Consider the following 1,252-nt stretch of genomic DNA (forward strand, 5'->3'; position numbering starts at 1 on the left):
GATAAATATAGGTGGGGATACGTTTTTATTTTAAAATATAAAAAAGGAAGGTGTAATCCTTCTTTTCATGATCCAGTATATCTATGTGAAGATTTAATGATATTGTTAAAGTATATATTATAAGATGTGAAGCGAACCTATTATTTAATTTACTAATGTTATTGGCGCTATGTAAATTGTATCAACAGAACCGTCAGCATTTGTAACTTCAACTTTATAGCGGAATGTGCCTGCAGCCCAAATATCTTCTCCATTGTCTGAGAAAGTGACTAATTCTTAAGTTGTACCAGCTGGTAACATAGAGTTCCAATTAAACCAAGTTTCATAATAGCCCCAGCCAGTTGCATATTGTTTTTCGATAGAAACTTTGTAATAAACTTATGTTTTTAGGATTTGAAGAATATTCTTAATATGGATTTTAAAGAAAATACATATTTTTTACTAGATGTGAGAAAAAGGAATTGAGGATATCCTTTAAAACAAGATATATTCTGGTCAAAAAATTAGAGGGCATCAATTCATTAAAGCAGTAAAAAACGTTTTTATGAATTGGTGTCCTTTTTGCTTTAAAAAGAGAATATATTTTCTCAACAGGACAAATGGTAATCAGCTATAAGTATTAATTATAAGGATAAAAGGAAAAGAGAAATTAATAATAAAGGAGAATGCGAAATGATAACATTAATATCTGAAAGAAATCTAGCTGAAATCCATGAAGACGATGTAGATGTATTAAAAGTAATGGCACATCCTGTCCGATTACAAATTGTAAATGAATTAATGCACCATAAAGTATGTAATGTTACACAGTTAACGGAAATATTAAGACTCCCCCAATCCACTGTTTCACAACATTTAGCAAAGTTAAAAGGAATTGTAATCCGTGCAGAAAGAAAAGGATTAGAGATGCATTATTATATTGATAATAATAAAGCTCGTCAGATTGTAGAAATTTTAGGACTATAGGTAAATTATACGTAAAAGTTTCCTAGGTCTAAGATAAATCATGTACCATCTAATCGAATTATCGCAGAGGAGTTTGGAATTAACCGTACTGTTCCAGGTGCTACCCAATACATGCAAGATCTTATTTCTATCTTTAACCAAAAAGGATGGCATAAATCATTCTATGCATTCCGTGAAGACACATGGACAGGGATGAATTATGAATTGGGAACAGGAAAATTAAAATGGGATGAAGAGGGTAAACCGATGCGTCAAGATAATTCACTCTGGGATGTAATAAAAAAAG

The 1,252-nt window shown here is 31.0% G+C and carries 1 protein-coding gene and 1 pseudogene; both read left to right on the forward strand.

Going from position 1 to position 1,252, the window contains the following annotated elements:
- The first annotated feature begins 672 nt into the window (after positions 1–672).
- Positions 673–966 carry an ArsR/SmtB family transcription factor gene (locus ABWK52_RS28715; protein ID WP_353772345.1) on the forward strand — a complete coding sequence of 98 codons (294 nt, stop codon included), beginning with the start codon at positions 673–675 and terminating at the stop codon, positions 964–966.
- A gap of 27 nt (positions 967–993) precedes the next feature.
- A pseudogene (locus tag ABWK52_RS28720) lies at positions 994–1,252 on the forward strand (glycoside hydrolase family 5 protein); the annotation flags it as partial.

Origin of the sequence: Bacillus sp. AP50 (genome assembly GCF_040492675.1) — a bacterium.
Classification (GTDB): domain Bacteria; phylum Bacillota; class Bacilli; order Bacillales; family Bacillaceae_G; genus Bacillus_A; species Bacillus_A cereus.